The following is a 19,726-nucleotide window of genomic DNA, read 5'->3' on the forward strand; positions in this document are numbered from 1 at the left end:
TTTAGAAATCCTTCACGAGACGCAGCGAGTCGTAGATCGCCCCGTGGACGTTGTGCATCGAGATGCAGTCGCCGACACGGAACAGCAGGAAGCGGCCGTTGCCGAGCTCTTCCGACAGGCACGGCTGCGGCTCGGCCGCGAACAGCGTGTGCGGATCGATCTGGCCGCGGTTCAGCGATTCCGGCTTGAGCTTCCAGTACAGCTCGTCGTTCGGCGACGAACCGTTCTCGATCACCACCTGGTCGACGGCGCGCTCTTCCAGTTCTTCCGTGTACTCGTTGCGCAGCACGGCGATCAGCTTGCCATCCTCTTCATAGACGCGATCGAGCATCGTATTCGGCGTCGGGATCACGCCGAACGCGTACAGGCGGCGATAGAAGATCGGGAACGTCGTGCCGCCGCAATCGTCGGCCACCTTCACGTCCGGCGTGACGACCTCGACCTTCGAGCCGCGGCTCGCCATGAAGTCGGCCACGCCGGCGCCCGCATGCGTGCTCACGCCGTCGAACAGCAGCACGTTCTGCTTCGGCTCGACCTTGCCGGTCAGGATGTCCCACGAGCTCACGGCCAGCCCCTCGGCCACGCCCCAGCCCGGCACCTGCCACGTGAAGCTCGACCCGCCGGTCGCGAGCACGACGATGTCCGGCTTCTCGGCCATGATCATCTTCTCGTCGGCGGCCACGCCGAGACGGCGGTCGACGCCCAGGCGCTTCGTTTCCATGTCGAACCAGCGGATGATCCCCGACATCTGTTCGCGCTGCGGCGCCTTCGCGGCGATCATCACCTGCCCGCCCACTTCGGCGTTCTTCTCGAACAGCACGACGTCGTGGCCGCGCAGCTTCGCGACGCGCGCCGCCTCGAGGCCCGCCGGGCCCGCGCCGACCACCACGACCTTGCGCTTCGGGCCGCGCGACTTCTCGATGATGTGCGGCATCGTCGATTCGCGCGACGTCGCCGCGTTCTGGATGCACAGCACGTCGAGGCCGTTGTACTGACGGTCGATGCAGTAGTTCGCGCCGACGCACTGCTTGATTTCGTCTTCGCGGCCGTCGCGGATCTTGATCACCATGTGCGGATCGGCGATCTGCGCGCGCGTCATGCCGACCAGGTCGATCATGCCGGTCGCGAGCAGGCGCTCGGCCTGGCCCGCATCGCGGATGCTCTGCGCGTGCATCACCGGGATCTTCACGACCGACTTGATACCGGCCGCGAGGTGCACGAACGGCTCCGGCGGCAGCGCCATCGGCGGCATGCAGTTGGCGATCGTGTTGTGCGTATCGCCGCCCGAGCCGACCACGCTCAGGTAGTCGATCAGGCCCGTCTCCGACATCGCCTGCGCGATTTCCTTCAGCGCTTCGTGATCGAGGCCGTCTTCGTGGAATTCGTCGCCGCACATGCGCAGGCCGACGCAGAAGTCCTTGCCCACCGCCTCGCGCACGGCCGTCAGCACTTCGATGCCGAAGCGCAGGCGGTTCTCCAGGCTGCCGCCCCATTCGTCGGTACGGTGGTTCGAGCGCTTGCTCCAGAACTGGTCGATCAGGTGCTGGTGGGCGGCCGAGATCTCGATGCCGTCCATGCCGGCTGCTTTCACGCGCTTCGCAGCCGCCGCGAAATCGCCGATGATGCGGCGGATTTCCTCGATCTCGATGATCTTCGCGTTGCCGCGGTGCACCGGCTCGCGCACGCCCGACGGCGACATCAGGTGCGGCCAGTGCTCGCCGTGGAACGACGAGCGACGGCCCATGTGCGTCGCCTGGATCATGATCTTCGCGCCGTGCTTGTGCATCGTGTCGGCGAGGCGCGTGAGCGGATCGATGATCTTGTCGGTCGACAGGTTCACCGATTTCCACCAGCCCTGCGGGCTGTCGATCGACACCGGGCTCGATCCGCCGCAGATCGCGAGGCCCACGCCGCCCTTGGCCTTTTCTTCGTAGTAGCGGATATAGCGGTCGCCCGGCAGGCCGCCCGGCTCGGCATACACCTCCGCATGCGCGGTGCTGACGATCCGGTTGCGCAGCGTCAGCTGGTTCAGCTGCATGGGTTTGAACAGGTGGGGATAACGCATCGCAGGCGACCTCTGGCGTTCGAATGTCTCGTGTTGCGGGTGTTGTTGTGTTGCTGTGCCGTTACGTCAGCGCATCAGTGCGCGATCGGCGACACTTCGAAGACGCAGTGGTCGTGATGCTCGGCCGCGCACTGCACTTCCTTCGACTGCGCACGCGGTGCGCCCTTGCCTTCCGGCGTCGTGTCGTTGACCCAGTCCATCGCACCGGCGAACCAGCCCGCGAACATGTAGCAGAGCTTGCCTTCCTTGCCCGGCTGCTGGAGCACGAACGACGAGTGGCGCAGCTCGATCCTGGCGCGCGCGCTGGCCGGATCGGCCTCGATGATCGAGAACAGGCCCCAGCCGCGCTGCGACAGGCGCTTCAGGTAATGCTCGAACACGGCCATGCCGGTCAGCCCATGCTGCTTGGCTTCCTTGTCGCACCAGTGGTAAGCGGACTTGTAGCCGGCCTTGTAGAGAATCTCGGCATACGCTTCGACGCCGAGCGCTTCCTCGACGGCGACGTGGTTGTTCGTGAAGAAGTGGCGCGGCACGTACAGCATCGGCAGCGCGTCGGTGGTCCAGACGCCGGTATCGGGATCGACGTTGATCGGCAGTTGCGGTTGCATCGTGGTGACTCCGTGAGGAAATTGGCCGCGCGGCTCAGTGCGCAGGCGCGACATCGTCCGCGTGCCCGTGCGGCTTGCACGGGCACGTCCCGATTTTTCTTGTTGAATCGCTAGCGGTGAAGCGGTCTGGCGTTCGCGGCGCTTACGCGCCCCACACGTCCTTGAACACGCGCACCCAGTTCTCGCCCATGATCTTGCGGATACGCGACTCCTTCCAGCCGTGGCGTTCCATCGCGGCCGTGAGGTTCGGGAATTCGCCGATCGTGCGGATGCCGTCCGGGTTGATCACCTTGCCGAAGTTCGTCAGCTGGCGATAGCGGCCCTTGTCATGCGTCAGCATGTCGAAGAATTCCTTCGCGAAATCCTGCGTGAAGTCCGTGCCGATGCCGACCGCGTCTTCGCCGATCAGGTTCACGACGTAGTCGATCGCCTCGATGTAGTCGTCGATGTTCGCTTCGATCCCGCGCTTCAGGAACGGCGCGAACATCGTCACGCCGACGAAGCCGCCCGCATCGGCGATCTCCTTCAGCTGTTCGTCGCTCTTGTTGCGCGGATGCTCCTTCAGGCCCGACGGCAGGCAGTGCGAATAGCACACCGGCTTCTTCGAGAACGCGATCGCTTCCGACGACGTGTTGCCGCCTACGTGCGACAGGTCGACCATGATGCCGACGCGGTTCATCTCGGTGATCACTTCGCGGCCGAAGTCCGACAGCCCGCCGTCACGCTCGTAGCAACCGGTACCAACCAGGTTCTGCGTGTTGTAGCAGAGCTGCACCACGCGCACGCCCATGTCGGCGAACGCCTCGATGTAGCCGATGTTGTCCTCGAACGCATGCGCGTTCTGGAAACCGAGGATCACGCCGGTCTTGTCTTCCTTCTTCGCGCGGAAGATGTCTTCCGTCGTGCGCACCAGCGTCAGCAGCTCGCTGTTGTCGCGGATCTTCTTCTTCATCACGCCGATGTTGTCGACGGTCTTGGTGAAGTTCTCCCACACCGACACCGTGCAGTTCGCGGCGGTGATGCCACCCTTGCGCATGTCTTCGAACACCGGCTTCTCGAACTTCGAGATGTTCAGCCCGTCGATGATGATGCTGTCTTGATGCAGCGAGCTCATGTGTTGCTCCAGTATTGTCGGGTCGGTCGGATCAATAGATCGGGAAGCGTTCGCACAACGCGAAGATCTCGCGGCGCACGCGCTGTTCGGTCGCGTGGTCGCCTTCCGGGTTCGCGCGCAGCGCGTCGAACACTTCGAGGATCAGGCGGCCGACTTCACGGAATTCCGCGACGCCGAAACCGCGCGTCGTGCCGGCCGGCGTGCCGAGACGGATGCCCGACGTGACGGTCGGCTTCTCGGTGTCGAACGGGATGCCGTTCTTGTTGCAGGTGATGCCCGCGCGTTCCAGCGCCTGCTCGACCGGCGCGCCCTTCAGGCCCTTCGGGCGCAGGTCGACCAGCAGCAGGTGGTTGTCGGTGCCGCCCGTGACGAGATCGACGCCGCCCGCCTTCAGCACTTCGCCAAGCGCCTGCGCGTTCGCGAGCACGTTGTCGATGTAGGTCTTGAAGTCCGCGTGCAGCACTTCGCCGAACGCGACGGCCTTGCCGGCGATCACGTGCATCAGCGGGCCGCCTTGCAGGCCGGGGAACACGGCCGAGTTGATCTTCTTCGCGATCTCCTCGTCGTTGGTCAGCACGAAGCCGCCGCGCGGGCCGCGCAGCGTCTTGTGGGTGGTCGACGTGACGACGTGCGCATGCTCGACCGGGTTCGCATGGCGGCCCGCGGCGATCACGCCGGCGATGTGCGCCATGTCGACCATCAGCTTCGCGCCGACGCTGTCGGCGATCGCACGGAAGCGCGCGAAGTCGAGCGCACGCGGGTATGCCGAGAAACCGGCGATGATCAGGTTCGGCTTGTGCTCGTGCGCGAGTGCTTCGACCTGATCGTAGTCGATCCGCATCGTGTCGCGGTTCACACCGTACTGGACCGCGTTGAACCACTTGCCCGACAGCGCCGGCTTCGCGCCGTGCGTCAGGTGGCCGCCCGCGTCGAGCGACATGCCGAGCACCGTGTCGCCCGGCTTGGCCAGCGCGAGCATCACCGAGCCGTTCGCCTGCGCGCCCGAGTGCGGCTGCACGTTCGCATAGCCGGCATTGAAGATCTTCTTCACGCGCTCGATTGCCAGCGCCTCGACTTCGTCCGCGAATTCGCAGCCGCCGTAGTAGCGCTTGCCGGGATAGCCTTCCGCGTACTTGTTGGTCAGCACCGAGCCCTGCGCCTCGAGCACGGCACGCGACACGATGTTTTCCGACGCGATCAGCTCGACCTGCGACTGCTGACGCTCGAGTTCCTTCAGGATGGCGCTGCGCACCGGCGCGTCGCGCTCGGCAAGGGGCTGCGAGAAGAAAGGCTGGGTGTTCGACATAGTGCGTCCGTGACGAAGAATAAGGGGCTGAAACCGAAGCTCAAGGCCCGCCCTGCCTGGGTTTCCCGCTCGTCCCGTACAAGGCTGCCGACGGCTCTATTCTTGTCGTTCGGATTTTCGGCGGATTGATGAATTTAGACGCGTTCTTTGCCTTTTCCGCCATCCGCGTCCGTTTTATACAAGTGACCGGTCGTGCTTTTTCGGATGACCAACCAAAACGGCGTCGGCCGTTCACCTATGGACACGCACTTCAGCTGTGCGTTTGCCGCCCGGTCGAAGTGCAGCACGTCCCGTTTACGGTGCAGTGCAGCATGGGGCTTTGAGCCAAGCAACGTATGGAGCTAGGGTTTAGCCGTATGGCACGCTTGTTGCGCTGGCTCACACAATGTCGCAGCCCGATCCGTGCCCCTCGGGCGTAAAGCTATTAGAGATTCAAGGAACGCTCCCCATGTCCCCCGACCGCACAGCGTCGCTGTCCCACTTCGCGTTCATGCCGTTACCGAACTTCACGATGATCGCGTTCACCAATGCGATCGAGGTGCTTCGGATGGCGAACTACCTGAGCGGCCAGCCGCTCTACCGCTGGTCGGTCATCAGCCCGGATGGCGGCCCGGTCACCGCGAGCAACGGCCTGACGGTCGACACGGGCCCGGCCGAATGCGTGGGGCAGCCCGACATCGTGTTCGTGTGCGGCGGCGTCGACGTGCAGCGCGCGACCACGCCCGCCCATCTGTCGACGCTGCGCCGCTTCGCGCGCTCGGGCATCCCGCTCGGCAGCCTGTGCACGGGCACCTATGCGCTCGCGAAGTCGGGGCTGCTCGCGGGTTACGCGTGCGCGATCCACTGGGAGAACATGTCGGCGCTGAAGGAAGAGTTTCCGGACACGCGCTTCCTGAAGGAACTGTTCGTGATCGACCGCGACCGCATCACGTGCACGGGCGGCGTCGCGCCGCTCGACATGATGCTGAACCTGATCGCCGCGCGCGTGGGCACCGCGCGCGTCACGCAGATCGCCGAGCAGTTCATCGTCGAACACGTGCGCGACACGAGCGCGCAGCAACGCATGCCGCTCGTCGCGCGCCTCGGCTCGGCGAACAAGTCGCTGTTCGAAGTGATCTCGCTGATGGAGAACAATATCGAGGAGCCGCTGTCGCGCGAGGAGCTCGCGCGGCTCGCGAACATGTCGCAGCGGCAACTGCAGCGCCTGTTCCGCGAACACCTCGGGATGACGCCGACGCATTACTACCTGACGCTGCGGCTGCGCCGCGCACGCGAGCTACTGCTGCAGACCGACATGTCGATCATGCACATCACGATGGCGTGCGGCTTCCAGTCGGCGTGCCACTTCAGCAAAAGCTATCGCGACGCGTTCGGCGTCGCGCCGACACGCGAACGCCGCAAGCAGGTCGCGCCGCTCGCGCAGGGCGCGGCGAGCGCGGCCGGCCCCGCGTTTCCTGCTCATGTACTACATGCGTGAGGCAGGCGCTGGGCGGTAAAAGTCATGCAGTCTTGAGACTGAAGCCTAGAATCGCAAACGCTGAGCAGGCGTTTTAATCCGCCGGCGCGATGCTTTCGCGCCGCTTCACCTGACGGCATTACCACTGTAATCACCGATTTACCTCTTCCCGGTGCGCTACGGTTACAAGAAGGCGTTCTCCGGAAATAGGCGGACGTCGCACCCAACACGCCGCTCGTCCGTGCCTGGCAATTCCCGATAGCAGACGTTCCGATTCCGTCGCGCAATCGCGCCCGCTGTCGCCCGTCGCGACGATAAGCGCGATCATGCGTTTGAAGCTGGAGGGAAACTTTTGCGAGGCGCTTATTCAAAGTACAGCACGCCCTCCGAAATTGATTAATTGGCGCTTACTCAATATTGTCAATTGTCATGGCTTCTCGTTTCAGTCGAAATCCAAACTAAAATCATACTCGTCCGATAGACACGACGACCATTCCCGGCGAACGTTCATAGCTCGTTCATGCATGAGATATCCGAGCCTATGACAGAAAAAGAACAAGCCAATTGTCCATATTTTCTTCATTCGTCGATCCGGCTTTACGCGATGGTTCAGCATTTAGGCACCACGCAGCCCCATGCGCCCGGCGCAATCGATTCAGCAGATAGCGGCAACATGCAAATGATCTGCACGATTGATCCGTTCATTTGCACCTACCTTTCACCCGTTGATGCAGTCATGGGTTCGCGGACGCTTGCGCGCGACGATGACCACTTCTGGCCAATCGATTTCCGGCAGGTCGACACCCGTCATTTCATGGAACAGCATGGCCGACTGTTGATCGCCGTGAACTATGCGTATGCGGCGACCGGGGGCCGTCTGGTGGTTTCCGATGCAGGCTATCCGTTGATGACCTACACCTTTGCATCCTTCGACGTTCCGGCCGAGCATCGCGACCACTTCACCATCCGCTTCCCCGACAGCGTGGTCGATCGAATTGAAACCGCCTATTCACGAGCCGGACTATCCGAGTTCAGCAAGACGCTCGACATGATGGATACATGGACCGCCGAGCAAATAGCCGATGCAGAGGCCGAGGCATCGGCACATATGCCGCCGACCGTCGCCATTGAAGGCGCGGAGATCGATCAATACGCCATTTACGACCCCGAGTCGGTCGACTGGATCTTTATCAACTTCGATTGAGGAAACAACCATGAGTCGACGAGCAGTGAGGAATGGCGATCCGACGACAACGGGCGGTATCGTCATCGCGGTGACGTCTACGATGTTCAACCACGGCAAACAGGTCGCCGTGGATGGCGACAAGGCGACATGCGGAAATTGCGAAGGGGCGTTCCCGATAGTGGGCGGCGCACAGCGCATGATTCACCACGGGCGACGTGTTGCGCTGGAGGGTGACGCCGTATTGTGTCCATGCGGGCGAAACCGACTGATCGCGGGGAGCGACAGCACGATTTTTTATGGAGGCAGCGGTAGCGGAAATGCAGCGAACCCGTTCGCTGCGGGTTCGGCACTGGCACCCACGCGGCACATGGCTGCACCCGGTATCCACGACGACCAATTCGTGATCCGTGACGTGCGGACAAAGCAGCGATTAAGCAACGTGCGCTATTGGATCAAGGATCGATCCGGAAACGTACTAGCAACGGGCGTGAGCGATCGGCACGGTTGTACCGCACGCGTGCAAACCGAAGACGCGCAAATTTTAACGCTGGTCATCGAGGACTGAAAAGATGGGAAACCAAACTACCGTTGCCGAGACAACGACAAACACCATCGAGGGTTCGCAGCGATTCGCAGATGTCGACTTGCGTCCGATCTGCGAAAACATGAGCAACTCGGAATTCCGGACCATGTTCGCCAAAGCGCAGGCCAAAGCCGTCGAGAAGCTGGATGCGCGCATAGCCTCTTTACAAAGGTGGTCTCAGTACGAAAAAGACCGCGCGTTCAAGTGGTTTGGGCGTGACGACGAGGTAACACGAACACACCTACTGACGGGATTAACGAAAGTTGTCAAGGTAGTGCGCGCGTTCAATGAAAAGAACGTCGTCCGTACCGGCAGCGCCGCCGATCTCGCGACCGGATGTACCCCTAACCCGGTCGGCATCGAAGGGGAAGCGGCGCACGTATGCGCACCGGATACAGCAACACATACAATTGCTATCAGCCCGCGATTCTGCACGATGCGTCCGTGGACCGCGAATGCCGATTCTCACGTATCCACTATCATCCACGAGGCAACCCACTTCCACGACACCATGTCATCGACAGACGATCAATACACAATCACACGATTCCTTCCCGAATGGGGACGATCACATCCGGCCTTGGCAATCAACAACGCCGACAGCATTGCGGGGTATGTCGTAGATGGTGACTAAACTCCTGACCGCCGTCGCGCTCACCTTGATTTGTTCGCATGCAGCACTCGCGTGCGATGGTTCATCGAACATGCCGGCCCACTACATCGACATTACGTTCGATACCGATTCAAGCGTGATTTCTTCGACAGAACTATCGAGGCTCTCGATGTGGTCCGGCGACATGCACAAGCGCTTTCCTATCATCGATACGGTATGGCTCGTCGGACTGGCTGAAAAAAACGAGCGGGACGCACAGCAGCTTGCCACACGACGGGCGGAAAATGTAATGGCCGCTCTGGGTCAGTTTTCAATTCGTGGCGAGAAAAGCGATTTCATGGGTCACATTTTCAAGCCGGACGAGTTCGGGCAGTCAGGGCGGCGCGTCGAGGTGAACGTTAGCCCGGGATGCCCTGACCACTGCTGCCCGAACCTGAACCCGATACCCAGGACGCACTGACACGACACGGTCCATTTACCGGCCCGCACAACGCGGGCCGTCTTCCCGTGCCTTTCACGGCTTCCGGCTAGTACTTACGATCCCCACACCTGCATTTCATCGAGCGAATACCCCCACTGCGTCGCGCGCTTCGTGCCGAGCATCCGCACGTAGCGGCCATGCCCGTTCAGGTTCGGCAGCGTCACGTGGCCGTACGACACACCGTTGTTCGTCGAATAGACCGTCGTCCAGTTCGCGTTGTCGTTCGACGTCTGGATCTGGTAGACGAGCGCGCCCGCATCCCAGTAGAGATCGATGCTGCTGATGGTCTTCGTCGCGCCGAGATCCACGGAGATCCATTGCGGATCGACGCCCGCGCCTTCCGGCGAATCCCAGCGCGTGCTCGTCGTGTTCCCGTCGAACGCCTTGTCGGGCGTGAGCGATGCGTTGTAGCTCGCCGACGCGGCAGCCGGATGCCCCTGCGACAGCAGCGTAGGCTGCGCGGCGGCCGGGCCGCCGTAGTAGCTCGACCCGAGCTTGGCCTTCGTCGTGTCGGCATTCACGCCGAACTGCGACAGGCTCCAGCGCTGGCCGGTCGTCGCGTCGCCCACATAGAGCTGATAGCCGCCCGCCGTCGTCGACGAGAAGAACACGTAGTTCGTGCCGTTCACCGGTGCCGGATCCGAGTTGTTGCTCACGCAATCGTTGATCGGCAGTGCGTTCGGCGTCGAAGCCGGGTCTGCCGTCTTCGTATAGATCTGGTCGGCCTGGCCGCTGTCTTTCCAGCGCGCGTAGAACACCATGCCGTCCGCGCGCACGATCGGGTAGTACGTCTGCAGCCCGGCCGGCTGATCGAACGAGGCGGTGACACCGGTCGCGAGCGTGCGCTTCATCAGCCCCATGTTCGCGCCGGTGCCGGTCGCGTAGTACACGGCGCTCGCATCCGGCGCAAGGAACGGCATCGAGTATTCGGCGCCGGACGGCGCGTTCGTCAGGCTCACGACCGACGTGAACACCGGGCCCGCGCTCGTGTACGACAGCGTGGCCTGCTTGACGTCGCCGTTCTGCTTGAACACGAGGGTCTTGCCGTCCGCGCTGAATTTCGGGTCCTCGTTGCGCGTGGCGCCCGTGCTGTTGGTCAGGTTGACGGGCGGCGTGCCGGCACCGAGCTGCAGCATGAACACGTTCCATGCGCCGTTGCTGATGCCCATGAATGCGAGCCACTTGCCGTCGGGGCTGAACACGCCGTTCATCGGGTCGGTGATGCCCCACGTGCTCTTGCTCAGTTGCGTCAGCGTATGGGCCGAGAAGTCGTAGAGGAACAGCTGGCTCGTGCCGTCGCCGTACTTGACGTAGCTGTGATAGACGAGCTTGCCGGTCAGTGCGGCGGGAAACGTCGTGTTCGGCTGGGCCGCGGGATTGCTGATGCAGGCGGCCTGTGCGGCGCCGCCGAGCAGGTTGAAGGCAAGGCCGGCCACGAGGCCCGCGACGAGAGTGTTCGATTTCACGCTGAAGGTTTCCGGTTAGGGTCATGACACCGCTGACTAGACCTCGCACGCACAGGCGTACGGGCCACGGATCAGCCGGCGGACAGCGTGAATTCCGTATCGGTCAATGTCGGGAACAAAGATTGCTCGAGCGGCGAAAGCATGCCAGCAAGTCGCGCCGAAAAACAGGATCAGAGCCCGTGAAAAACAAGCGGATCACGGGATAACGAGGTCTGTGGCGCAGCGCGCGCCGTGCTACTCTTTTTTCGGCACAAAGCTGCTCGACTTGAGGCACGCATGAAGCGTTATGCGAGGCTCGCCCGGACGATTTCCGAGTCGATCCGGCGTGGAGATCTGGCCCCCGGCGCGCGCATCCCGACCGTGCGTGCCGCGTGCCGCGCATATGGCGTAAGCCCGTCCACCGTGTTTCGCGCGTACTACGCGCTCGAAAGCGAGGGTCTGATCGTCGCGCGGGCACGGTCCGGCTATTTCGTTGCGAACCTCGAAGACCGGCACGTGCGGTTCAGCCATGAACCGCCCCGCAAACCGGCCGCCGCGCCAACCGGCAACGACAATGCGCTGTTCCGCCTGCTCGAGTCCCTCAAATGCGAGGACATCGTTCCGCTCGGCTCGGCCTTCGCCAGTTATTCGCTATTCCCGATGAGCAGCCTGTGGCGCGCGATGGCGTCGGCGGCCCGCAACATGGATCGCACGGCACTGCTGTCCGGCTTGCCGCCCGGCCACGACGCGCTGCGCCGCCAGATCGCGCTGCGCTACCTGAACGCGGGCGCGGCGTTGCCGATGGACGAGATCGTCATCACGACCGGCGCGCTCGAAGCACTGACGCTCAGCCTGCAGGCGCTGACCCGCCCGGGCGATATTGTCGCGATCGAGCGACCGGCGTTCCATGCGGTCCTGGAAGCCGTGCAGCGCCTGCACCTGAAGGCCGTCGAGATTCCGGTCGACCCGCGCACGGGCCTCGATCTCGACGCGCTCGAGAAAGCGCTCGACACACATCCGGTGCGCGCGTGCTGGTTCATGACATCGTTCCACAACCCGACCGGCACGACACTGACCGACGAACGCAAGCGCGCGCTGATCGACCTGCTCGCGGCACGCAACGTGCCGTTGATCGAGGACGACGTCTATGGCGAGCTGCATTTCGACACGGCACCCACGCGCCCCGCCAAGCTGTATGACGACAGCGGGCTCGTCCTGCATTGCGGTTCATTCTCGAAATGCCTCGCGCCCGGGTTCCGGATCGGCTGGGTCGCGGCCGGACGCTACGTGCCGCAGATCCGTCAGGCAAAAGGCGCGAGCGCGCCGGCTGCCGACGTGCCCGCGCAGATGGCGATTTCGAGCTACCTGCGCGACGGTGCATACGACCGCTTCCTGCGCAAACTGCGCCGCAATCTCGCCGCGCACCAGGCGCAGATGCTGGCGGCCGTGCGCGCGTATTTTCCGGCCGGCACTGAAGTGTTCGCGCCGCATGGCGGGTATTTCCTGTGGATCGAACTGCCGCCGCGCGTGGATGCGATGCGCCTGTTCGGCGACGCGATGAAAAGCGGCGTCAGCATTGCGCCGGGGCCGATCTTTTCCGCGACCGGCGGATTTCGCCGCTATCTTCGGCTCAATTACGGCCGGCCGTGGACGCCGGCCGTCGAGCACGCGATGGAAACCATCGGGACACTCGCGGCCCGGCAGCGGCAGAACGGCTAGCGCGGATCTGACGAATCACGGCGACCAGCTTGCGCCTTGCGTTTCACGCGCCGACGACCAAGAATGAAGCGGAAGGCCGCCGCGGACGAACGCGTTCCACGCGGCCGACGTCACGGAGAGCCCCATGAGCACCGCATGCGAACGACAGTCGACGACGCACGCCCCGCCGGATTCCGGCACGGGCCGATCGGCTGCCTTGCAGGAAAGGATCATGACGACCGGCGAGCGTTCGCCCCGTTGACGGCGCCTGCCCGCTTCCTGCGATGCGAGTCCTGCCCAACCACACGATTCGCGCGCGCGATGAATGGCGCGCGATCCTGAACGCGCGAGCCGACGCGCGGCGCACCGCCTGCTGCCGCTGCAGGGAATGCGGCTTCGTGGCCTTCCGCGCGCTCGAGCACTGCCCCGTCTGCGGCCAGTGGAACTGGCCGTTCGATCCGATTCGCGTCGCATCGGAAGACACGCATGCCAAGCATGCGGCGCGCTCCTTTCACACGTGGTCGTCGCGCGTCGCGCGGGCGCTTCGTAACGCAGCGTTCCGGCGGCCGGGGGCGTCGAGCGCACCGATCCTGAGCATCCTCACGCTCGTGCTGCTGGTCGGCGGCTACGTGGCGATCGACCGGACATGCAAGGCCGATCCCGTTTGTCGCGGTTCGAATGGTGCGGTTGCAACGGCGCGCAATGCCGGGCCGTACGCGTCGAACGATCCCGTGCTGCCGGTCTTGCCGGCGCCCGTCTATCCGTTTCATTTGACTGACGGGACGCAGGTGGCGGCCGCTCGTCAAGGCACCCCGAATGTCGGTGAAGCGGCCGGACGGACGGCAGTTGCACGGGCCGCACCGGCCATGCGCGCACCCGACCTGTCCCATCCCACCACGGTTCGCCTGGCGGCCTGGAAAGGCGGTCGCAGCGCCGCGCACCGCACCCGCACATTCCACCGTGTGAGCGCGCACACCGTGCACGCGCGACGCACCACCGCCGGCAATACGCAAATCGCCCAGCTCTATCGCGGCCACTGAGCACGCATGCACGGTCCGCGCATTCAGCTCCGTCGATTCGTTTTTCCAAACTGCCCCTCGCAAAACCTCGTTTGCATCGCGACTCACGCGTGACGTTCAATGGGTCATTCGCCTGCGCCGGCGCGTATCGCGTTGCGGCCGGCCGCGTGATTTCCATCCGTGCGCCTCAACTACGGCCGACCGTGAACGCCCGCGGCCGAACACGCGATGCAGACCGTCGGTGCACTGGCCTCTCGGCAACGGCACACGCACCCGCCCTGGCACGGACGATGCCACCCGAGCGCGTGCCAATCAGGCGCGGCACACGCCTTGCGTTCTGGCCCGTGCACGACAAAGAATGAAATCGGAAGGCGGCGTGACGATGTGACGAAGTGAACAGCGGGCGGCCGGCACGGCCGCGTGACGGTTTCAGCGGAGGAATTCCATGAGCACCGAGAGCACACTCCAGGCGACGATCCAGGCACTCGTTCAGGATGGCAAAGGCTTGCTGGCGGCCGACGAAAGCGGGCCGACCATCGCGAAGCGCTTCAAGACGATCGCGGTCGAATCGACCGAAGAGAACCGCCGCACATGGCGCACCCTGTTGCTGTCGACGCCGGGCCTCGGTGAATTCGTCAGCGGCGTGATCCTGTATGAAGAGACGCTCGGGCAATGTGCGGACGATGGCACGCCGTTGCCCGAACTCGCCGCTCGCCAGCAGATCGTGCCCGGCATCAAGGTCGACGCGGGCAAGATTCCGCTCGCGCTCGCGCCCGGCGACGAAATCACGCAAGGACTCGATGGGCTTGCGGCGCGCCTCGACGGCTACCAGCGGCAAGGCGCGCGGTTCGCGAAATGGCGCGCGGTGTACAACGTGTCCGCCGCGCTGCCGGGCCATGCGGCGATCGAAGCAAACGCTGAAGCGCTGGCGCGCTATGCGGCGATCTGCCAGGAGGCCGGCGTCGTGCCGATCGTCGAGCCGGAAGTGCTGATGGACGGCGATCATTCGATCGGCCGCTGCGCGCAAGTGACCGACGCCGTGCTGCACGCCGTGTTCAACGCGCTGCACCGGCACCGGGTCGTGCTGGCGCACATGTTGCTCAAGCCGAGCATGGTCGTCGCGGGCAGCACGCACACCGCACAGCCGGCCCCCGCCGAAGTCGCAGAGGCGACGGTGCGCCTGTTGCGCAGCGCCGTGCCGGCCGAAGTGCCCGGCATCTTCTTCCTGTCCGGCGGACAGACGCCCGAGGAAGCGACGGCGCATCTCGACGCGATGAATCGCATTGCCGGGCGGCCGTGGCTGCTGAGCTTTTCATATGGACGCGCGCTGCAGGAGCCGCCGCTGGCCGTGTGGAAGGGACAGGCGGCCAACGTACGCGCCGCGCAGGATGCGCTGCTGCGGCGCGCACGCCTGAACGGTGCGGCCTGCCGCGGTCAGTACGACGCCGCGATGGAGCGCACCGCGTGAACGGAGCCGGGCGAATGTCGCCCGGTCGATCGTTCACGCGTGAGCGTATCGCCCGGCGCTATCGCGGGCACTGAGCGCGCTTCCCGAACGCACAAGGGGCCGAGGCGCTTGAACGCCCCGGCCCCTTCGATTACCGCGTGGTGGTCGGTCGCGTTACGCCGCCAGCAACCCGTGCGGGTCGATGACGAATTTGCGCGGCGCGCCGCCGTCGAACTTCTTGTAGCCTTCCGGCGCCTGGTCGAGCGAAATCACTTCGACGTTGACGATCTTCGCGATCGGCAGCCGGTCGAACAGGATCGCCTGCATCAGGTTGCGGTTGTACTTCAGCACCGGCGTCTGGCCCGTGAAGAACGAATGCGACTTCGCCCAGCCGAGGCCGAAGCGGATGCTCAGGCTGCCGTGCTGCGCGGCCTTGTCCTTCGCGCCCGGATCGTCCGTCACGTACAGGCCCGGGATGCCGATCGCGCCGGCCGGCCGCGTGATCTCCATCAGCGAGTTCAGCACCGTCGCGGGCGCTTCTTCCGAGTGGCCCGACGAACCGTGGCCGTGCGCCTCGAAGCCGACGCAGTCGACCGCGCAGTCGATCTCGGGCACGCCGAGAATCTGTTCGATCTGCTCGCCGAGCGATGCATCCTTCGACAGGTCGACCGTTTCGAAACCCATCGCCCGTGCATGCGCGAGGCGTTCCGCGTTCATGTCGCCGACGATCGTCACGGCCGCGCCGAGCAGGCGCGCCGATGCGGCCGCCGCCATCCCGACCGGGCCCGCGCCCGCGATATAGACCGTCGAGCCCGGCTTCACGCCCGCGCTCACCGCGCCGTGATACCCGGTCGGCAGAATGTCGGACAGGCAGGTCAGATCGCGGATCTTCGCCATTGCCTGGTCGCGGTCGGGGAATTTCAGCAGGTTGAAATCCGCGTACGGCACGAGCACGTACTCGGCCTGGCCGCCGATCCAGCCGCCCATGTCGACGTAACCGTAGGCGCCGCCGGCACGCGACGGGTTCACGTTCAGGCACACGCCCGTATGCGTGTCCTTGCACATCGCGCAGCGGCCGCAGGCGACGTTGAACGGCACCGACACGAGATCGCCGAGCTTCAGCGTCTCGACGTCGCGGCCGATCTCGACCACCTCGCCCGTGATCTCGTGACCAAGCACGAGGCCGACCGGCGCCGTCGTGCGGCCGCGCACCATGTGCTGGTCGGAACCGCAGATGTTCGTGCTGACCACTTTCAGGATCACGCCGTGGCCGATCGCGCGGCCGCTCGGATCGACCATCTTCGGATAATCGATCTTCTGCACTTCGACCTGGCCCGGCCCAAGATAGACGACACCTCGATTGCTGCTCATCGTATTGTCTCCATGTCTCGTTGGATGGCGCCGCGGCGCGCCGGCTGATGCGGCGCACGCGCAACGTGCTGTTCGAGAGTAGTCCCGGAGGCAGGGGCGCCGATGTCTCAAACGCGACATGCGTTTGAACGGCGCCGACATCGATGGCGGAAATGCGAAAGTCGGGCGGGATACGACGGAGCGGTTACGCGTGCGGCGTGACGCACCGGGGCGGGCCCTCGCGCGCCGGAGGTCGGGCCGATCCTGGCGACCGGCCGCCCCTCTCTTGGGCAGGTGTTACCCGCCCTGATTTTCGCGGATGATCGCAGCGGCGGCGCTTTCCGCGTCGCTCGCGACGCCGTCGTGCACGCGCGTGCTGACGGCCGGCGTCGGCGGCTCGCTGTCGAGCGCGTGGCCGTTGCGGTCGTGCGTGTCGACCGTCGCGCGCATCGACAGCCCGACGCGCAGCGGATGCGCGGCGAGATCGCGCGCATCGAGCGCGATCACGACCGGCACGCGCTGCACGACCTTGATCCAGTTGCCGGCCGCGTTCTGCGACGGCAGCATCGAGAACGCGCTGCCCGTGCCCGCCGAGAAGCCCTGCACGCGGCCGCGATAGGTCACGCGCGAGCCGTACAGATCCGACACCACCTCGACCGGCTGCCCGATGCGCATGTGGCGGATCTGCCCCTCCTTGAAATTCGCCTCGACCCACAGCTGATTGAGCTGCACGATCGACATCAGCGGCACGCCGGGCCCGACCTGCTGGCCGACCTGCACCGAACGCTGCCCGATCGTGCCATCGACGGGTGCGACGATCGTCGTGCGCTTCAGGTTACGGTACGCGAGCTTGAATTGCGCAGCCGCCTGCACGACGGCCGGGCTTTCGTCGACCGGCAGCTTGCTGCCAAGCGCGCGCGCCGCGTCGAGCTGTGCCTGTGCGGCCGCGAGATTCGCCTGCGCACCGGCGACCGCCGCGCGCGCACGCGCGAGTTCCTCGGGCGCGACGATCTCGACCGATGCGCCCGAGCGCGCGGCGAACGCGCGCTGCGCGAGCGACAGGTCGGCGCGCCGCGCGTTCACGGCCTCGACGTACATCGTGGTCGAGATCTTCGCGTTCGCGACCTGCCGCACGGCTTGCGCGAGCTGCGCCTTCGCCTGTGCGAACGCAACGGACGCCTCGGTGTCGTCGAGCTTCACGAGCGTCTGGCCGGCACGCACGGCCTGCGTATCGGCGACCAGGACATCGGTCACCGATCCGGGGATCTGCGCGGCGACCTGGACGATGCTGCCGGCGACGTACGCGTCGTCGGTGTCTTCGTCATAGCGATCGCTCAGCAGCCAGTATGCGATCCATGCAAGCGCGGCCACCAGCACGACCGCGAAGAACGCGATGAAGCGCTTGCGGCGCGTCGCGCGGCGCGCATCGAGTGCCGGGTCGTTCAGTGCGGCCGGCGGCGCGGCGGTATGAAGGTTGTCGTGGTGCATCAGTCGCTTTGCGTAACGATCAGACGATCGTGCTGGAACAGGGGGATCGGCGGCATGACCGACGGGCTCGGCACCGGATTCGCCGCTGCCGTGTGCGCGAGAACGGGGGTGCCGCGAGGCGCCGCGCCGACGGCCTGCGTGCGTGCCGCGTCGTCGCGTCGTACGGACCCCGCATTCGAAGCCGCGACGACCTGCGGCACGGCCTCGCGCTCCACACGCGCATCGGCCGTCCGCCCCGCCATCGATCGACTCCCGGTCGCGGCAGCGGTCGGCGTGGTCGCAGCAGCCCCGGCAGGCGTGGCAGTCGAAGCGCCTCGCTTCGCCGCCCCGCTACGCGCCCGATGCACGGCCGGCGCCTGCGCGAGCGCCGCGCCCGCATCGAACCCGCCGCCCAGCGCGCCGATCAGCCCGACGCGCAGCGTGCGCTGCCGGCCGAGCAACGCGATCATCTGCGCGCGCTCGTCGATCAGCGTCAGATCCGCGACATCCACGTCCTTCTGCATCAGCACGCCGCGCCGGTGACGGTCGGTCGCAATCTCCACGATCTTCTGCGCGGCCGCGACCGCGTCCTGCTGCTGAGCGACGAGCGTCTGCGACGTCTGCAGCGACGTGACGATCTGCGCGACCTGCCCGAGCGCGTCGTCGACGGTCTTGTTGTACAGCCCGATCGCGGCGTCGGCCTGCGCGACATCCGCACCGAGCTTCGCCTTCAGCCGGCCGCGATCGAAGACCGGCAGCGAGATCGCCGGGCCGACCGAGCCGGCGAGCGCGTCGCGCGAGAACAGCGACGCGGGCGTCAATGCGAACACGCCGCCGAGCGCGACGAGGTTCACGTCCGGATAGAACTGTGCGCGCGTCGAATCGGCATTCGCGAACGCGGCTTCGACGCGCAATCGCGCGGCGACGATGTCGGGACGGCGGCCCAGCAGATCGGCCGGCAGCCGCGCGGGCAGCGCACCGCCCGCCAATGCGCCGACGCGCGGCCGCTGCAGCGCGAGCCCGCGTTCGGGGCCGCGGCCCGACAGCACGCCAAGCTGCAGTTGCGCGAGCTTGATCTGCTCGTCGTTCAGCGCGATCTGCGCGAGCAGCTTGCTGCGCTTGATCGATGCGTCGCTCGCGTCGTACGCGTTGTCGAGCCCGCGCGCGGTGCGCTCGCGCAGCACGGTCGTCACGCGCTGGCTGACCTTCAGTTTCTGCTGCAGCAGCTCCTGCGTCGCATACGCCTGGTCGAGCTGGCAGTACACGGTGACGATCGCAACCGCCAGCGTGAGCCGTACCTGCTCGGCCTCGACTCGCGCCGCTTCGCGCAGCGACATCAGGCTCTTCGTCGCGGCGCGGTTCTTGCCCCACAGGTCGAGCTGGTAGGTCAGCCCGACGAACACCGACGACGGCGAGGTGTTCGGATCGCCGAAGATCTCGACCGGCACGCGATAGCCGCTGACCGACACGTTGGCGACGTCGTCGCCCGGCTTCGGCATCCGCGCGCGGCTGACCGTCGCGCCGGCCGTGCCCGTCAGCCCCGTCAACGAATCGAACTGCTGAAGCTGCGCCTGCGCGATCCGCAGCCGCGCCTGCGCGACCTGCAGGTCGGGGTTGTGTTCCGCCGCCTCGGCAACCAGCGCATCGAGCTGCGGATCCTGCAGCTGCTTCACCCAGTCGGGCGCAGGCCATGCACCGTTCACGCCCGGGCCGGCCGTGTACGCGAGCGCATCGTCGGCCGGCGCGCGCAACGACAGCGACGGCAGGAAGCCCGACGGCACGCATCCGCTCAACGCCAGCGACACCGCCGCGGCGACGATCATCATCGAGCCGCCCTGTACGCTACGCGCCGGACCCGCTGTTTTTTTCACACGCCGCATCGCGCCCC

General features: G+C 65.3%; 16 protein-coding genes. 8 read left to right on the forward strand and 8 right to left on the reverse strand.

The features are described from left to right. Position 1: 1 nt before the first annotated feature. The 4 genes from B7G54_RS09015 to B7G54_RS09030 all read right to left on the reverse strand — a co-directional run bounded on the left by B7G54_RS09015 (position 2) and on the right by B7G54_RS09030 (position 5,093). The gene (locus B7G54_RS09015) at positions 2–2,065 is read right to left on the reverse strand and encodes an NADH:flavin oxidoreductase (RefSeq protein ID WP_085038765.1); all 2,064 of its coding nucleotides are present in this window, start codon (positions 2,063–2,065) and stop codon (positions 2–4) included. A 74-nt stretch (positions 2,066–2,139) separates the two neighbouring features. Next, entirely contained in the window at positions 2,140–2,673 is a 534-nt protein-coding gene (locus B7G54_RS09020; RefSeq protein WP_085038766.1) for a DUF5943 domain-containing protein, read from the reverse strand. 142 nt (positions 2,674–2,815) lie between these two features. Further along, on the reverse strand, positions 2,816–3,787 hold the full coding sequence (locus B7G54_RS09025) for a dipeptidase (RefSeq protein WP_085038767.1): 972 nt from the start codon (positions 3,785–3,787) through the stop codon (positions 2,816–2,818). Between the two features lie 31 nt (positions 3,788–3,818). After that, a complete protein-coding gene (locus B7G54_RS09030; RefSeq protein WP_085038768.1) occupies positions 3,819–5,093 on the reverse strand; it encodes a serine hydroxymethyltransferase in 1,275 nt (424 codons plus the stop codon). A gap of 448 nt (positions 5,094–5,541) precedes the next feature. Between B7G54_RS09030 and B7G54_RS09040 the strand changes: the two genes are divergently transcribed. The 5 genes from B7G54_RS09040 to B7G54_RS09060 all read left to right on the forward strand — a co-directional run bounded on the left by B7G54_RS09040 (position 5,542) and on the right by B7G54_RS09060 (position 9,391). Continuing rightward, a complete protein-coding gene (locus B7G54_RS09040) occupies positions 5,542–6,570 on the forward strand; it encodes a GlxA family transcriptional regulator (protein ID WP_085038770.1) in 1,029 nt (342 codons plus the stop codon). A 520-nt stretch (positions 6,571–7,090) separates the two neighbouring features. Further along, complete coding sequence (locus B7G54_RS09045) at positions 7,091–7,753, forward strand: hypothetical protein (RefSeq protein WP_244289304.1); 663 nt, start codon at positions 7,091–7,093, stop codon at positions 7,751–7,753. A gap of 10 nt (positions 7,754–7,763) precedes the next feature. Beyond that, positions 7,764–8,300 (forward strand): PAAR domain-containing protein, encoded by a 537-nt coding sequence (locus tag B7G54_RS09050; RefSeq protein WP_085038772.1) that lies wholly within the window; start codon positions 7,764–7,766, stop codon positions 8,298–8,300. Between the two features lie 4 nt (positions 8,301–8,304). Then, positions 8,305–8,952 (forward strand): M35 family metalloendopeptidase, encoded by a 648-nt coding sequence (locus B7G54_RS09055; protein ID WP_085038862.1) that lies wholly within the window; start codon positions 8,305–8,307, stop codon positions 8,950–8,952. Next, positions 8,942–9,391, forward strand: coding sequence for a hypothetical protein (locus B7G54_RS09060; RefSeq protein ID WP_085038773.1), 450 nt, complete (start codon positions 8,942–8,944; stop codon positions 9,389–9,391). Before B7G54_RS09055 ends, B7G54_RS09060 begins: the two co-directional genes overlap by 11 nt. Before the next feature lie 74 nt (positions 9,392–9,465). On the opposite strand, the gene B7G54_RS09065 is transcribed toward B7G54_RS09060, so the two are convergent. After that, positions 9,466–10,878, reverse strand: coding sequence for a discoidin domain-containing protein (locus tag B7G54_RS09065; RefSeq protein WP_085038774.1), 1,413 nt, complete (start codon positions 10,876–10,878; stop codon positions 9,466–9,468). Positions 10,879–11,154: 276 nt separating this feature from the next. Here B7G54_RS09065 and B7G54_RS09070 point away from each other — a divergent pair, with 276 nt between their 5' ends. From B7G54_RS09070 to B7G54_RS09085, 3 genes are all read left to right on the forward strand, one after another. Then, a complete protein-coding gene (locus B7G54_RS09070) occupies positions 11,155–12,576 on the forward strand; it encodes an aminotransferase-like domain-containing protein (RefSeq protein WP_085038775.1) in 1,422 nt (473 codons plus the stop codon). A 263-nt stretch (positions 12,577–12,839) separates the two neighbouring features. Next, a complete protein-coding gene (locus B7G54_RS09080; RefSeq protein WP_085038777.1) occupies positions 12,840–13,595 on the forward strand; it encodes a hypothetical protein in 756 nt (251 codons plus the stop codon). Positions 13,596–14,019: 424 nt separating this feature from the next. Continuing rightward, positions 14,020–15,042 carry a class I fructose-bisphosphate aldolase gene (locus tag B7G54_RS09085; protein ID WP_085038778.1) on the forward strand — a complete coding sequence of 341 codons (1,023 nt, stop codon included), beginning with the start codon at positions 14,020–14,022 and terminating at the stop codon, positions 15,040–15,042. Positions 15,043–15,195: 153 nt separating this feature from the next. Here the strand turns inward: B7G54_RS09085 and fdhA are convergent, their stop codons facing one another. The 3 genes from fdhA to B7G54_RS09105 form a co-directional block, all read right to left on the reverse strand. Next, entirely contained in the window at positions 15,196–16,392 is a 1,197-nt protein-coding gene (gene fdhA, locus B7G54_RS09090) for a formaldehyde dehydrogenase, glutathione-independent (protein ID WP_039369545.1), read from the reverse strand. Positions 16,393–16,668: 276 nt separating this feature from the next. Next, positions 16,669–17,859, reverse strand: coding sequence for an HlyD/EmrA/EmrK family protein (locus tag B7G54_RS09100; protein WP_085038779.1), 1,191 nt, complete (start codon positions 17,857–17,859; stop codon positions 16,669–16,671). Beyond that, positions 17,859–19,718, reverse strand: coding sequence for an efflux transporter outer membrane subunit (locus B7G54_RS09105; RefSeq protein ID WP_085038780.1), 1,860 nt, complete (start codon positions 19,716–19,718; stop codon positions 17,859–17,861). The genes B7G54_RS09100 and B7G54_RS09105 overlap by 1 nt, the downstream gene beginning before the upstream one ends. Positions 19,719–19,726: the final 8 nt, after the last annotated feature.

This window comes from Burkholderia puraquae, assembly GCF_002099195.1.
Taxonomy (GTDB): Bacteria; Pseudomonadota; Gammaproteobacteria; order Burkholderiales; family Burkholderiaceae; genus Burkholderia; species Burkholderia puraquae.

Coding starts and splice junctions, on each gene's coding strand:
- B7G54_RS09015 (WP_085038765.1), bottom strand. CDS start 2,065: ATGCGTTATCCCCACCTGTTCAAACCCATGCAGCTGAACCAGCTGACG.
- B7G54_RS09020 (WP_085038766.1), bottom strand. CDS start 2,673: ATGCAACCGCAACTGCCGATCAACGTCGATCCCGATACCGGCGTCTGG.
- B7G54_RS09025 (WP_085038767.1), bottom strand. CDS start 3,787: ATGAGCTCGCTGCATCAAGACAGCATCATCATCGACGGGCTGAACATC.
- B7G54_RS09030 (WP_085038768.1), bottom strand. CDS start 5,093: ATGTCGAACACCCAGCCTTTCTTCTCGCAGCCCCTTGCCGAGCGCGAC.
- B7G54_RS09040 (WP_085038770.1), top strand. CDS start 5,542: ATGTCCCCCGACCGCACAGCGTCGCTGTCCCACTTCGCGTTCATGCCG.
- B7G54_RS09045 (WP_244289304.1), top strand. CDS start 7,091: ATGACAGAAAAAGAACAAGCCAATTGTCCATATTTTCTTCATTCGTCG.
- B7G54_RS09050 (WP_085038772.1), top strand. CDS start 7,764: ATGAGTCGACGAGCAGTGAGGAATGGCGATCCGACGACAACGGGCGGT.
- B7G54_RS09055 (WP_085038862.1), top strand. CDS start 8,305: ATGGGAAACCAAACTACCGTTGCCGAGACAACGACAAACACCATCGAG.
- B7G54_RS09060 (WP_085038773.1), top strand. CDS start 8,942: ATGGTGACTAAACTCCTGACCGCCGTCGCGCTCACCTTGATTTGTTCG.
- B7G54_RS09070 (WP_085038775.1), top strand. CDS start 11,155: ATGAAGCGTTATGCGAGGCTCGCCCGGACGATTTCCGAGTCGATCCGG.
- B7G54_RS09080 (WP_085038777.1), top strand. CDS start 12,840: ATGCGAGTCCTGCCCAACCACACGATTCGCGCGCGCGATGAATGGCGC.
- B7G54_RS09085 (WP_085038778.1), top strand. CDS start 14,020: ATGAGCACCGAGAGCACACTCCAGGCGACGATCCAGGCACTCGTTCAG.
- fdhA (WP_039369545.1), bottom strand. CDS start 16,392: ATGAGCAGCAATCGAGGTGTCGTCTATCTTGGGCCGGGCCAGGTCGAA.
- B7G54_RS09100 (WP_085038779.1), bottom strand. CDS start 17,859: ATGCACCACGACAACCTTCATACCGCCGCGCCGCCGGCCGCACTGAAC.
- B7G54_RS09105 (WP_085038780.1), bottom strand. CDS start 19,718: ATGCGGCGTGTGAAAAAAACAGCGGGTCCGGCGCGTAGCGTACAGGGC.